Source organism: Anaerobiospirillum sp. NML120511 (assembly GCF_023050955.1).
Lineage (GTDB): Bacteria > Pseudomonadota > Gammaproteobacteria > Enterobacterales > Succinivibrionaceae > Anaerobiospirillum.
In genome coordinates, this window is sequence record NZ_JALKIK010000003.1 from 138,892 (window position 1) to 153,732 (window position 14,841).

A 14,841-nucleotide genomic window follows, 5' to 3' on the forward strand; every position below is an offset into this window, starting at 1 on the left:
TCTTATCCCATTGTCTCCCAGTTGTTACTCCTTTGCAGTTACGTATATCCCGTATTGTGGACAAAAGCTGTATGTTTGCACATTCTGTAACTTGGGATTAATTTTGCCTGAAGATGATCTGGTCTTAAATTGCCTTATACAGGCTTAGTATAGGGCTGATAGATCGCATGTAAATCAGCTTCGTGATTATCCATGGTCTGCACGTGTCAAGATCTCTGTATAAAAACTATATTGGTCAAAAAGATCTCTGTATAATTTATAATGTGTGCACGCGAATATGATTACTGCAAGACTTTCCCGATCCATATGTGGGGTAAGCATTCAGCCTTTGTGACTGCTGTAAGGCGCTTCAGGGGCATGGATTCTCTTGCATTTTCCTTCGTATCTCACCTGATTATCTGGCCACTGACTACAGAGGCCTTGCTAGTTTCGTAATTTCCCTGAGCCTGGTGATTCTTGCCTGTCGTTACGCAGGCCTGATTTATTAATGCAAAGGGATCGATTCCTGTATGACTGCAGGAAAGCTGTATTGAGGCCTTTTATGTCAAATAAGACTGATGAAGCAATGTTTAAGACAGGAGCACTCAACAACAATGATGTTAATGTGGTTGATGTAACTGCAGCTGCATCAGGAGATGACACTCTTGAAGCTGGTCAAGACCATAAAGGAATGAGCCATTCTTCAGTTGCCTTTGACCCTGTGCGGTCTGAGGGCGCTGCTCATGCTGAGGCTGCCGATCCATTCGAGGCTGCCCCTCCATCTAAGGAAGCCGCTCCAGCAGAGGCTGCGGTACCGGTCAAAAGACCTCGCGGCAGGCCTCGCAAGAACCAGGCAGCGCAGACTGCAGCTTCAGGTACCGGGGCTGAGGGATTATCAAGTGATGCTTCAGCTGATGATGCTGGCGGCTCTGAGCGTGCAAGTGCTCGCAGAAGCTCGCGGCAGCGTGGCTTTGAGGCTGATAAAAATGGAAGGCTGCGCTCCTCACCAGGCTTGCGCTGGTCCTATATGGACCCTGTTGCAAGCCCTGCCATGGCTTATAGAGCAGATGGTGAGGTTTCCTATGATGGTCCAAGCCTCCACGATGTGCTCAGCTCCATCAGACCAGATGATTTGGCTGGTGAGTGGGAGAGCAGATCAGATGGAGCTGTCCAACAGGAGACTGATTCACAGGCTGAAGCTGCTATGCGGGCTGTGCTAAAGAGCATTCGTCCTGATGACGTGTGTACTGCCTCATGTAAACAGCCTGTAGAAAGTGTAAATCAGGAACATGGTGTAGCACTGTCCAGCATTATCAGCGCCCTGCGTAATGAAGAGCTCCATTTTTCTCCTGAGATGTCCACTCACAGGGCCGCTTTAACTGCGGCTCATGCTCAGGACGCCAGAGAATTAGATGCACAGGAGTATGATTTACCGTTATTTGACCAAAGAAGCGGTGCGGCAAATTCAGAGCATGGAAGTGAGCGGCCTGTTACTGCCATGGCAGCAACTGACCCGACATTTGCCGGGGCTGGGGCTCATTACGCATCTAATGCAGAAGCCCGTGCTCATACACGCATGTCCTCCTCAGCTGTCGATGTCAAAAGTGCTCCTTCTGATTCTGATGTTGAACATTCTTCTGCAGGCACAACGGAAACTGATATTTCTGCTGTGAAGTTAGGTGACCTTGTCAGGGAAAGTAATGCCCGTTCTACTGAATATGATGTCGAACGTGTGGTCAATAATGATATCTACAGATATTCTGAGCTTGAAGGAGCACCGGGTCGTTTTGGAGTTATTGCTGCAGTGAAAGATGCAGCAACAGGCAACCTGGACAGCTTTGATGATGTCTCTCTGAGCTTCAACGAAAACAGCGTAACTGATTACGAAAGTGACAAGGAGCGCTGGCTGCAGAGCCTCAACAGCATTGATTCGGCAGAGTCTTCTGAAAGCTCCTCTAATGATAGCGGCAGCAGCGACAGCACTGTAGGAATGAATGTCCAGGAGTCCGGTTCAATCCCTGGTGCTGGTGAGAGCTCATGTAATGCTCCAGTGATACTGGCAAGCGAGCTTGAGCCTCAGGAGCTGGCTGAGCATGAAAGCTTCATGGCCATGGCCATGGAACTGGCCTTAAAAGCAGAAGAGCTTGCTGAGGTTCCTGTAGGTGCCGTGGTTGTAAGTCCAGATGGCCAAATTGCAGGCATTGGCTACAACCGTACTATCATCGGGCATGATCCTACTGCCCATGCCGAGATTATGGCCATTCGTGAGGCGGGCAAAAGCATTAAGAACTACCGTCTGGTAGACTGCACTCTGTATGTAACTCTGGAGCCATGCTGCATGTGCGCCATGGCCTGTGTGCATGCACGTCTTAAGAATGTGGTTTACGCTGCTGCCGATCCAAAGACTGGTGCCTGCGGATCAGTATTTAACATTCTGAACAGCAATAAGCACAACCACAAAGTTAACGTAATTGCCGGAGTCCTCGAGCAGAAAAGCTCAGCAATGCTGTCTAACTTTTTTGCCGAGCTGCGCAAGAGAAAGAAGGCCGCAGCAAAGGCACTAAAGGGCCAGCAATAGACTAAATGGCCAGCAACAGACTAAAGTGCGGATTCTGACATGACTGTGGTCAGGCTTCGCTGAAATGTCTGAGCCCACATCTCTGAACTGATATGACTGAGCGTGATTACGTCACGGGGCAGCATGGTTTTGTACAGTCGGCGTTGGCTGCTCCTGAACACTTAAGCGCAACGGCAAGCACTTTATTGTGTGGCCTTAAGAGGGCAGGTATTGGTTTTCTGTACCTGCCCTTTGTGTTTATGATGCCAGTTTTTATGCCATGCTTAGATAACAGCAAAGTAAACTTACTAAAAGTAAAACACTATGTATTTTGCTTTGTAAATTATTATATTGCTTGTGCTCGTGTCCGTTATACAGATAAAGATAAAGATGCCATTGCTACAGTGGGCCAGCTGGCCATTTCATTTGACCTGATCCTGCAGTCTGGGCAGTAATTCTATGGTCGCAGTTTGCTCGTGCTCACGCTCATGCCCATGCCCATGCTCACGCCCATGCTTACGCCCATGCTCATGCTCAGGCCCATGAAATAGATCGAGGTAGTCAGGGGCGTCGTAGACGGTGTCGGTGTCGTTGTCGTTCTGGCTGTGGTTGTGAGGGCAAAACAAAAGGGGCTGTCTTGATGTTAAGACAGCCCCTTTTGGGTTTTGTAAATTACTTTTTGATATTGTTATCTTGTTTTGTTTCAGAGCCTGGTGCCTGATCACGGTCAGCCGGCGTTGTCGGTTGATGGTTTTTAAGGATGCTGGCTGCTTGCAGATTTTACTCCGTGGCTGCTGGAATCCTTGCTTTGCATCAGAACAGCAGCATTGGTGCTCAGGCTGGTATCAAACATATTATGCTGACTGTTGCGAGCCTCTTCGTCCTCAGGCATGCGGGCGTTATAGCCTGTGCTTGTGTCGGCTCCCTCGATATGGGAGTAGACGTTGTCGATGGCCAGTAAAGCCTCAAAGCTTGGCTGCCATTCAATAAGACGTGCTGTCTGCATGTTAAAGCTGATGCTCAGAGGGGCGTGGAAATGCTGGCTGATTTCTTCAGGTTTTTTACCTTCGATAATGATCTGACGCACTACATTTGCCTGGAATATGGCAGCATGGGTCAGATCGCTCTCAGACAGTGACAGCAGGGCCCCACCACGTACATCCTGCTCGCCATACTGGGAGTAAACAGGAATGCCACGGTCAATAAAAGGCTTGATGTAAGGGAAAAGTGGCTCTTCTGGACGGTACACAAGAGTCAGGAAGAGAGCGTCGATATTCTCTTCTGACAGCATGGCAAGACAGCGCTTGAAGTCCACATCAGCCTGAGCAGGAACACGGCCCATGATGTCGCCATAACATGGAACCAGCTCAAATCCCATGGTCTTGGCCAGTGCTCTGATCTCAAAAATATCCTGACCTGACTGATTATCCTCGTTGCTGTCAACCAGAATGCCCATGCGCTTGAATTTAAGCAGATTGTGGAAGAGCACAACCTCAGCTGAGTAGCGGGTTAAGTCCTTCTGCACATGAACATTTGGCTTGTTGGAATAATCACCTGGACCAATAATGCCAGCTCCCTCAGGAGAGGTTGAGTCAATAACCAGTACCGGCACCCCAAGGCCGCTGTCAGCAAAGTAAAGGCCTGAAATGGTACCAAAGGTCCAGATCATGTCTATTTCGCCATTGTCGATCATGCGCTTGATGCGCAGCTTGTCTGACAGAACGCCTTTGCGGTCCCAGTTGTAGTTGGAGAATGTGCCAGGGACAAATTCAATGCAGCCGCCTTTGGTGGCTGTAGCCAGGGCATCAAAGCGGCCCGGGTCGTCCAGTTTGAAATTGATATTACGCAGTGGGGCATACTTGCGGACCAGACCGTCTTCGGTCAGAGCCAGCACCATGCCACGGAATACCTTACGGAAATCAATAAAAGGACCTGACTGATTTACTGCAATACGCCAGCGTTTGCCCTGTGGGCATTTGGATGGATCTGTAACATATGCAGGGTCATTATTGTCTGAGTTGAACTTTCGTGAAGACTGAGTTGCCAGACTGGTATGGCTCTCACTGTCATCGGCGCCGTAGTTATGGGCGGCGGCTTGTGCAGCGGAACCACAGGCTGCTCCTGTATCAGCTGCATTTTTACTGTCAGCCTTGCTGCTGTCTTTATGGCTCTTTTCAGCAAGTGATGCGCTGGTATTTGTCTTATCTGTTCTGCTTGAGGAGATGGCGCTCTGCGCGGCGTTACGGGCGCTGGTAGCATCACTGCCTGATGGGCTGTGACCTGAGGCAAAAAGTGCGGTAATGCCACTTAAGCTGTTGCTGTCAGAGCCTGCAACTTTGCCATGGATAGAGTCGACATGCTTTTCTGGAGCCAAAAGCAGGGAGGATAACAGATTGATGTTTTGTAATACGTAGGTGTCAGGCAGGCGTGATCCATAGGATGCTCCTGTAATCAGGGTCATCGATGAATCATCAGTTCCTTTAGCTTGGGCAGGAACTGCAAGGAGCAGGCTTAAAGCTGCCAGTCCTGGAGTTGCTTTGGCAAATAGGGAAAACAGGGGCATGACTAAACCGGTGAAGTAGTAATGAGCAGACGCAGTCACGCGTATATTCAGCTCTTTGCCGACCTCTCTGAAATGACGCTGCTGACCGGGCAGGTAACAGAGTCTCAAGTGGCTCTCTCAGGCCACATAGTGTCAAGGCTGAGCTCTGTTTAAAATCCTTAGTTAGTTAGTTATTTTAACTGTGTCTGAGGCAGATATACTGAGCACAACAGTGTCTGCACAGTTATGCGCATTATACTGTATTTGCCTGGATAAGTACGCTTGAATTGAATTTATGGGCCTGCAATCGTGTGCAGGATGCGCAAAAATGAGATGTTCAAAACCTGTCTAAATCTGCTGCTATGATAAAGTTGCACGCAATAAATGCATGTCTGTTCTGAATTTTGCATCTGAACCATCGACTGGTCAGACAGAGCTGTAAAAGACAAAAAAGCATATGTTAAGGCGCAACCTTCTGTGATGAGTGGTCGCGGTACCGGGCTTTTTTTTGGGGCCGGTTGCTGACCTCCTTTGTTTTTGTATGTTTAAGGGCGCCTGACGGGCGATTATGAGATGTCGTTAAGAAGCAAATTGATCATGATGTTTGCCATGCTTACTGCCACTGCAGTAAGTGCCATGACGGCATATTCATCTTTCTATCAGAGACAGACCTATATTGAAAACGAAGTTCTGACTCAAAAGCAGGTACTCTCCCTGATTCGCAATAATGTATCCGTGCAGCTGTATGCCTTTACCAATGAGCAGCTGCAGGGCATACTGTCCATTCGCAATCTGCTCAGGGAAAATGGCCAGACCCTCAGTCACCGTATTCAGGAAATGCAGTACTCCATTGAGGAGAGCTACGGTGTCAAATTCAATCAGTTCCCGGGCAGTAATGATCCCCGCTCCAGCTGGAGCAAAAATCAGCGCGAAGCTGAACGCATGTTCATGCGCTTTCTCACCTTTGAAAAGGACAGCTACAACCAGGTAGGCTCTGACATCATTGTTACTTACGACCTGGATGTACTGCTCCCTCCGGCCAATGAATACATAGCCAGTGGTGTATCGGTCAGTAACCGTGCTCTCCTGCCAACCATGCTGACCAGGACCAATCAGTACAGTGCCGGTGTCTATATTTCCATCTTTAACCGCGAGTTCTCTACCGTAGCCAATCTGGCAGATAACATTGCCCTGAGCACTGCATGGGTGCGTCGCCATAAGTCAGGCTACGACATTGCCCCGCCTGAGGACAGAGCTTTCCTCAACGACGGCATCTACAATCCTCACCGTCCGGTTCAGACAAGCAGCAGCCAGATTTCCAGCCTTCTCAGGCAGCAGTCCCCTGGTGACGATCATGAGTCCTACCAGTGCTGCTCCAGCCCGATCAAGGACAAGCATTACAGCGACGCATCCAGTGATGCCAGTGCATCAGCAGACGGTTCAGCCTCTGGCAGCCTTGTGGGCGCCGGAGGCGACAGTGCCGGCAGAGACAGCGCTGGCGCCGCAAGCGGCGTCGCAAACGGCGTTGCTGCTTCTGGAGGCGGTTCTGGTCTGACCGTTGCAAACCGGGACCATGACACTGTAGATACAAGGCCTGCAGGAGCCAGTGCCGGAGCTGCTGTTGATGATGGTGGTGTAACTGATGATGAGTACAGGGCCGGTCTGCGTATTCTGGAGGCAGCCAACCGTCGTCTGAAAGATAATCAGCGTGAAAAGGAGAGGCTGAGAAGCCTTGAGCCTGTCAGTGCCATGAATGTCTCAGATGGCTACAGCAAGGCTACCTATACAGGTAAGAGCACCGTTGAGGAAATCAACAGAGTGCGTGAGGACCTTGAGGCTGAGGGCGTATTTGCCGATGCTGGTAAGTCTGATGTTCTGAGTACTTTCTATTCCAAAAAGCATCAGGGCACCCCACGATCACTGCCTGTACTCGAAAGAAGCATGTACGGCGACGGTGTGGGGCGCAACTACCTTTCTTACCTCTTTAAGACTGAATCAAACAGCCCGTTCACCTATGCTATTGTTCAGAGCGTAGACGGCATGCTTGATCAGTATCATGATGTTGAAGGCATAATTCTCAACCGTATCCAGGATCATATGGACGGTCTTACCAATTATATGCATGGTGAGGCCATGATTCTCAATGCCGATGGCAAGGTGCTCAGCTCCTCAAGTGCTTCACCTCTGTTTAATATGGCTCCTGAAGTGCTGATGGAGTACTGCAATGAGCAGCGTCTCAAGCAGCTTGAGTACAAGGCACAGCACGGTGCTGCCTACGATGAGCGCTTTGAGGAAAACAGCAGCTTCATGCTGGATGTGAACGGTGAGACCTATCTGGTCAATACCCTGTATTTCCGTCCACTGGGATGGTACATACTCAATGTTGTGTCCCTGGACATGATTGTTGATCCGGCTCTGTCCAATGCCATGGCTCTGGTGCTCATCGGTACCATTATTCTGATTATCAGTCTTATTGTGTCGGCCGTACTGAGTAATTCCATTGCCAGCCGTATTATCGGTCTGGCCCGTCAGGCCCGTATCATGTCATCGACCAATATCTCCGACTTTAATGCCATTCAGGAGATTACGGCCAATATTGAGGTAGACGGCAAGGACGAAATTGCTGACCTTGGTCAGGCCTTTAACCGCATGGGGCTGTCGCTTAACCGCAACATCAATCTGCTGATGGCTGCCAACAGCCAGAAGAACAGAATGGAAGGTGAGCTCAATGCCGCCAAGGACATTCAGATGGGCATGCTCCCGGGCAACTTTGAGCTGCCTCAGTCTGAGCGTCTGTCCAATGCCGCGCTGCTTTATCCAGCCAAGGAAGTAGGTGGTGATCTTTACGATATTTACCGTCTGGATCAGGATCACATCATGTACGCCATTGGTGATGTGTCCGACAAGGGGGTGCCGGCTGCTCTGTTCATGAGTACTACCGTGACCCTGGCTCGTACCTGCATGTGTCTGGGCATGTCGCCAAATGATGCCATGACCGTACTTAACGGCCGCCTTGGTGAGCGCAACCCTAACATGATGTTTGTCACCATGTTTATCTGCGTACTCAATGAAAAGACAGGTGAGGTAGTAGCCTGTAATGCCGGTCACTGTCCTCCAGTGGTTATCAGACGTGAGCTCGTTGACGGTTACATAAGCGATGGCGCCCACCAAAGCATGCAAGATCGCATCATGCGCATGCCGGCTTCATCAGCCAATGCTGCGCCAGCTGGCGGCACCAGCGTTCCGTCAGCCACCAGCGGCCTTGCCCCTCAGGGATCTCTGAGCGCCTCTCCTGTGCTCTCCTCTGCCGGTGTATCAGCAAGTTCTTCATACTTTGGCCGTCTTAAGGTCACCAGTGTTGAGGAGATGGCAGAGATCAGCGGTCCGGCTGTAGGCCCTATGCCTGATATTGAGTACACCCAGTACAGCTTTGTCCTGGGCAAATATGACCTGCTGCTGCTCTATACCGATGGTGTCAGTGAAGCGCAGAATGCCGAGGGCGGCTTCTTTGGTGTTGACCACATTCTGGATGTGGCCCGCATCGCCGGTAATGGCAGCCCTGAGGGGCTGGTCACAGCTCTTGATGATGAGATTGTGCTTTACCGTGGCGAGTACTTCCAGAGTGACGATATAACCATGCTGGCCGTCTCACGTATCGGTCATGGCCATGGCGATGCCTCAGGCCAGGGTAATGTCATTATTTCCCCGCAATCTGATGTACCTGAGTACATCAGAAAGCATGTGCAGGACAATATCATCCATGAAACCGGTATGCAGAGCGGTCAGGTGGACAACTTATGCGAGGTTCACGACATCGAGCCGCCTGATGCCTCCAGAAGCTCAGTTGCCGACCGGGAGGCTCCGGCCTCAGGGCGCAATACCCCGACAGGAAGTATTTCCCGCACCGAGCCGCAACCAGCGGCACCTGGCGAATACCTCTGACCCACCGGGCCGCTGCCATGCAGCGCCGCAGGCGGGTCAGACCGCCAGGCAGCCATGTCAGGCAGCCTGTCAGCCAGGTCAGAGCGCCAGGCACGGCCATGCACGGCCATGCAGGGCGCGTCATTCAGGGCAGTTATCAGGACTCAAAAAGGTGCCTGACAACTGCCCTGAGTGCTTTTTGCGCCTGGCCACGCAGCCGCAAGGCCGGCCGATACGCCAGGCCTGCAAGCCAGGCGACAGCGCGGCTGAGAATGTGACCTGGCTTACAAAAAAGCTCCCTGCGGCGAGCGCGCCGTGCCGCCGGGCGACCTTGCTATGATGAAAGTCATAAGCCCTGCACAGTCTACAGTGCCACAATAGGCACTTAAGAACTGGAAAGCAGAGGCTCAAAATATGGACGTTTCACTTATCCTGACCCTTGTGGCCTGCGGCGTTATCACCAATATGATGTCCGCTATCTTCGGCATTGGCGGCGGCGTGCTCATGGTGCCTATCTTTTTAACTCTCTTTCCTCAGTTTCCTATCCAGATGGTGGCAGCTACCTCGCTGTCCATTGTCATAGGTACGGCCTGCATCAATCTCGTCAATTTCGTCCGTCTGCATATTCCTCTCAGTTACCGCAGCCTGATTTTATGGTCCCTGGGCATGATTGTGGGCGTGCAGCTGGGCTTTGAGCTTTCCTTTTACGTACCACGTCATTACATAGTGGGCTTTTTCGTGCTCACCATGCTGGCTCTGTCCTTAAAGACATTTTTAAAGCGTGGCGGTCCTGAGCCAGACTGTGCTCAGCCTTCAGTAAAGGAAAATGCCCGTGGCGTTGCTTTCTGTACCGTAGGCGGTTCCATTGCCGGATTTACCGGCATTGGCGGCGGCTCCATCATGGCTCCGCTTATCAACCAGCTCAATTTCGTGAGCAAAAAGCAGGTTCCTGTTTATACCAATTACATGATGGTCATTGGCGGCCTGGGCAGCATGTACGGCTACATCACCAAGCCAATTGATTTCAATGCCGAAGGCATGTGGCAGCTCGGTTACATCAACCTTACAGTAGTCATGACCGTAGTAGCTGCTTCCTTTGTCACCTCTTTCTTCTCCATCAGAATTTCCCGCCTGCTCTCACCCAGGGTGGCCAACATCCTCCTTGGAATGATCCTGCTGGCCATTGCTGTCTACACCTTTATCATCGAACTTATCTGATGACCTCATGCTGCACCTCTCCCCATAATCCCCATGATTTATCCTGGCCGCACGCGCTCATCCCCGCGCCGGCCCCAATGGCGCACACCCGCGCCGGCCGCAACGGCGCCCGCCCAGCACTGGCTTTGCCTGTGACGGCCGCAATGGCGCCCCGTGCCGGGCGTTGCCTCTACCCCCATAAGTCCATGTCCGTTGATCATGGCTGGCCCGGGTAATAACCCCTGATTTCAGGCCAGTACTTCTCATGCTTATACCGGCAATATCGCATGCTTTGACAGGGAGTGTTTTCCTGTCAGGACTTTTAGCGTATGCTGTAGCACCGGCACCTCAAGAACAGAAAAGACAAGCCCGCATCACGCACGATCTCAGGTCGCTGCTGGCAGTACCGTGCACTCCGCACGAGTCATGCGTCTGGCGCTGCTCAGCTGCAGGACGGCCATGCCTGTCGTACCAGATACGGTAAAAATCTGATTTTGCGATGCAGGTCTACAAATCTGCATTAGTTTGTGTGCCCGCAGGCCACAGTTAAATTACATTAGGTACATGCCGCCCTCACCGTTCAGGTCAGCCTTGCTGACAGAACGTGACGGCCGGCCGTATGAACCCCGGATCTGTTGTAATGACCGTGAGCTCCTGTGTCGCGGCCAGACCTGAATGTGGTGGTAATTGTTAATTCAGGACTTTTCAGACCGTACAGGGGCCAGACATACAGTGGCAGTACCAGTGCCGCTGGCACAGCCAGTGCCACAGCCAGTGCCGCTGCAGCGAAGCTGAGGCTGCCTTGCAGGTCCTTGGCTGATGTCGGCGCCGGACTGAGACCGGAGCTGTCTGTATGATGTACGTATAGTGTGTTGTTTTGAAGGAAAGAAGATGCGTCAAGAGCCGTACCCAGTTTCAACTCTCAAAAGCTGTGAAACAGCCGTGGTTGAATCTCTGCCCAAGGGCAGCTATCTGTACTGCCAGGGCGATACCTCCAGCTCCTTTTACTATATTGAATCGGGGCTGATCGGACTGTATCACATGGTGGACAATGGCAAGGAGAGCCTGATTCGTCTTTACGACAGCCATCAGTTCTTTGGCTACCGCACCTGGTTTTCCCCAGGTCAGACCTATCACTGCAGTGCCCGCGTGCTCATTCCTGCTACCCTTATCAAGATAAGTCCCGACTCCCGGAAGTTTATGGGCGACAATCCAGAGCTCATGAAGCGTCTGCTGTCAGATATCTCTGCTGAGCTTGCCAATGCTGAAAGCCGCCTTGCTCATATCTCCTATGAAAAGAGCATCAAGCGCGTTCATGATGCCATGACCTATCTGTACGAGACCTATCCTGAATACCCGTGGTCCTACCGTGAGGTCGCCGAATTTGCCGGCTGCGAAACCGAAACAGCCATTCGTATCGCCCGTGAGCTCAAAAAAGAAGGCAAGCTCCCGGCCGGCCGCCAGTAGCCGCACCTGGCCCTTGAGCCGGCAGCTGCTGGCAGCCAGCAAGCAGCCTGCGCTCTGCGGCAGTGCCCGGCGGCCAGCCTTGCCGCTCATCCGTCTTGCCGCCCACATAAACAAAGCCCCGCCGTCGTGTGACTGCGGGGCTTTGGTTTATGTGCTTACATGGGCTGTCAGCGCATGTTCTGCATAATGCCGGCGGCTCGGGTCAGCTCAGGCAGGCGGGCATCAAAGAAGGTCTTGAATGCCTTGCAGTGGCGGTTCTTGCCCTTGACGCGCTCGCGCAGACAGCCATTGCGGCACAGTCTCAGATATGGGCAGGTACGGCAGTCTTCAGGCAGCGGCAGGGAGCTTTTGACAAAGTTACGGCCGGTATCGCTGTGCATCATCTGAGCAAAGCCTTTGTCCTTGAGGTTGCCCAGAGACCAGTCATCATGGGCAAAGAAGTCACAAGGATAGACCTCACCTGAGCTCTCCACCACATTCTGCACGTGGCAGACACCGTTCATATTGCAGGCATTGATGTCCATGCCCAGAATCAGGCAGATGTAGTTCTCAATATGGCGTACGGACACATAGGTCTGCTTATTTACCAGCTCGTCATACCAGACATCGAATATGTCGATAAGGAAGCGCCCATAGGCCTCCTCACTTAAAAACTGACGCTGCTCACCGCCGCCATCATGGCCGGATGAGCGGCCGCTGTCGCAGCAGCTGCCCGCAGCGGCAGCGCCAGCCGGGCCGACGGCGGCAGCTGCAGCTGCCCTGGCAGGGGCGGGCATGCAGCTGTTGTCGAAAGGGTCAAGGCAGGCAATGTACTGATGGTGCTCAAAGCCAAGGGAGCGGAAGAAGGCATAGACCTCTTTGATGTTCAGGGCATTGAGATCGGTGAGCACGCACAGCACGTTCATGCGGGCATTACGGGCTTTCAGGCCCTTGATGCCGTCCATGACGCGGTCAAAGGAGCCTCGGCCATTGCTGTAGACGCGCATGGCATCGTGCAGAGCCTGGGGGCCATCGAGCGATACACCGAAGTTAAAGTCATTGGCCACCAGAAAGTCCATGAGCTTTTCAGGTATACGTGAGGCATTGGTCTGGATGAAGCGCGTAATCTGCACCTGAGGCAGTTGAGCAAAATACCGCTTTTGCAGCTTTACGGCATTTTCAAAGAACTCAAGGCCGGCCATGGTGGGCTCGCCGCCCTGAAAGAGTATGTCCAGATAAGCAGGCTCAGCCTGGCTGGCATCAGCAAAATACTCTGCGGCCCTCTTCATAATGAGCTCAAAGGTCTCAGTGCTCATAATCTGAGGCCTGGTAGTCTGATGACCGGCCAGATCATGGTAGAAACAGTAAGTGCACTTAAGGTCACACAGGGATGAAGCTGGCTTTACCAGCAGCTGAAGATATTGCATAAAAGGTTCTCATGCACAAAATAACGGTCTGCCTGCGGCCTGACCCCGGGCCATGCTGCAGACAGCGCCAGGGCTGCAACTGCGCCTGATGATGCGGCAAAGCTGCAGCCATGTACTTAAATTGTAAGGCAGGCCACCGGCATTGGCCATAGCCGCGCCGCCCTGGCCAGCACTGTGTGCCCGGCCTGCCTGGGACTTAACCTGGGCCTGGAGCCGGCACTGGCCTGGGTCGCTCCCTGGTTAATGGCCGGACGGGGGGCGGGGCAGTATGAGAAAAAACAGCCCATGCACCAGAAGGAGCACGGGCTGTTTGAGTAGATTGCTATTAGTGACCGGGCCGCGAGCTTTGTAAAACGGCGCCGGTCACTTCAGTGGAGGAGTTAATCAGTCTTCGATAACCGGACGGCAGTGCTCGGCCTTTTCAATCCAGCTGAGCAGCCTCTCGCGCAGCTGCAGCTTAATTTCCTTATAGGCCGGGTCAGCTACCACATTGGTCAGCTGGAATGGATCCTTGTCGAGGTCGTACAGGAAGTCATCTCTGTACAGATCGGCTGAACCCTTTTCGCCGCCGTTCACGCCTGGAGCGTATACGGAGTAGGTGTACTTGTCGGTACGCAGGCAGCGGCCGATACGGCTCTCGGAAATCTGGGCAAAAGCTTCCTGCCTGCGCTCAGGATCCTTATGGGCAACAACATCGATGAGATTCTCACCAATCATCCTGTCGCCTACATCAACACCGGCCAGAGCCAGAATGGTCTTTGGCAGGGAGTCGGTGGAAACAACCTCGTCAAAGCTGATGCCGCCCTTGAATGGGCCGCCGGCAATTACCAGAGGTACGCGCAGGGCTGCGTCATGGCAGGTACGCTTGTAATCGTCAATACCGTTTAAGTGGCTGTCAGTATTGCGGGTCTTGAAGTGGGAGCCATGGTCAGAGCCGAAGATGATGACGGTGTCATCATAAATGCCCTCTTCCTTAAGCTTTTTGACCAGACGTCCCAGGTTTTCATCAAGGCTGGCTACCTGACCCAGGTAGTCAGGATATTCCTCAGCAGCATTACCGCCCAGAACTGCAAGGTCATGAGGCAGGGTGAAGTTGCTGTACTTCTCCTTTGAACCCTCAGGACCCTCATAGTGAGCATGGTCATTCTGGTGGTGAGGCTCAATATGGGAAATGGTCATGAAGAAAGGCTTTGACTTGTCACGAACCTTGAAGAAGTCCAGGGCCATGTCAGTGATGCAGTCAGGACGGTAGCCCTTGAAGTCGATACGGTTGTTGTTCTCGTCAAAAACGAAGCCGTCATAACCGTGAGAGGTAAACTCCAGCACGTCAGCGGCACGCCAGAAACCGGTATAACCGCCACGGTATTCCTGAGGGATAGCTGTTACGGTGTGGTCAATAACAGGCTTTGCCTCAAGCTCACCTTCAGAGGCAAGGTGCCACTTGCCAATATAGGCAGTCTCATAGCCGGCCTCTTCTATGTAGTTGGCAAGGGTCTTTACATCCTTTGGCAGCATCTTGTTGTTACGGAAGCAGTTGGTTTCGGTAGCGTACTTGCCAGTCTGGAACAGAGCACGGCATGGACCGCATACAGGCTGAGGAGAGAAAGCCTTGTTGAACTTGACGCCTTCCTGAGACAGTTCGTCCAGAACAGGGGTGATGTTCAGGGGCTGACCGAAACATCCGCAGGTGTCAGCGCGCTGCTGGTCGGTGAAGTAGAAAATGATATTAGGGCGGCGGGACTTGTTTAACTCGGACATAGAACTTCCTTCCA

Annotated in this window: 8 protein-coding genes; 5 read left to right on the forward strand and 3 right to left on the reverse strand. The window is 52.3% G+C overall.

What is annotated here, in order from left to right; all coding sequences use genetic code 11:
- The first annotated feature begins 541 nt into the window (after positions 1–541).
- Positions 542–2,557 carry a tRNA adenosine(34) deaminase TadA gene (gene tadA / locus MXE39_RS13065; protein ID WP_348647456.1) on the forward strand — a complete coding sequence of 672 codons (2,016 nt, stop codon included), beginning with the start codon at positions 542–544 and terminating at the stop codon, positions 2,555–2,557.
- 92 nt (positions 2,558–2,649) lie between these two features.
- Positions 2,650–2,991, forward strand: a complete 342-nt coding sequence (locus tag MXE39_RS01675; RefSeq protein WP_246976552.1) for a hypothetical protein — start codon at positions 2,650–2,652, stop codon at positions 2,989–2,991.
- Positions 2,992–3,290: 299 nt separating this feature from the next.
- On the opposite strand, the gene MXE39_RS01680 is transcribed toward MXE39_RS01675, so the two are convergent.
- On the reverse strand, positions 3,291–5,099 hold the full coding sequence (locus MXE39_RS01680; RefSeq protein ID WP_247073730.1) for a hypothetical protein: 1,809 nt from the start codon (positions 5,097–5,099) through the stop codon (positions 3,291–3,293).
- 576 nt (positions 5,100–5,675) lie between these two features.
- Here MXE39_RS01680 and MXE39_RS01685 point away from each other — a divergent pair.
- From MXE39_RS01685 to MXE39_RS01695, 3 genes are all read left to right on the forward strand, one after another.
- Positions 5,676–9,020, forward strand: coding sequence for a SpoIIE family protein phosphatase (locus tag MXE39_RS01685; RefSeq protein WP_246976558.1), 3,345 nt, complete (start codon positions 5,676–5,678; stop codon positions 9,018–9,020).
- A 393-nt stretch (positions 9,021–9,413) separates the two neighbouring features.
- Positions 9,414–10,217, forward strand: coding sequence for a sulfite exporter TauE/SafE family protein (locus MXE39_RS01690; RefSeq protein ID WP_246976561.1), 804 nt, complete (start codon positions 9,414–9,416; stop codon positions 10,215–10,217).
- 870 nt (positions 10,218–11,087) lie between these two features.
- A complete protein-coding gene (locus MXE39_RS01695; RefSeq protein ID WP_246976563.1) occupies positions 11,088–11,663 on the forward strand; it encodes a Crp/Fnr family transcriptional regulator in 576 nt (191 codons plus the stop codon).
- Between the two features lie 167 nt (positions 11,664–11,830).
- Here the strand turns inward: MXE39_RS01695 and MXE39_RS01700 are convergent, their stop codons facing one another.
- Entirely contained in the window at positions 11,831–13,069 is a 1,239-nt protein-coding gene (locus tag MXE39_RS01700) for an SPASM domain-containing protein (protein ID WP_246976566.1), read from the reverse strand.
- Between the two features lie 384 nt (positions 13,070–13,453).
- Complete coding sequence (locus MXE39_RS01705; RefSeq protein ID WP_246976568.1) at positions 13,454–14,827, reverse strand: sulfatase-like hydrolase/transferase; 1,374 nt, start codon at positions 14,825–14,827, stop codon at positions 13,454–13,456.
- Positions 14,828–14,841: the final 14 nt, after the last annotated feature.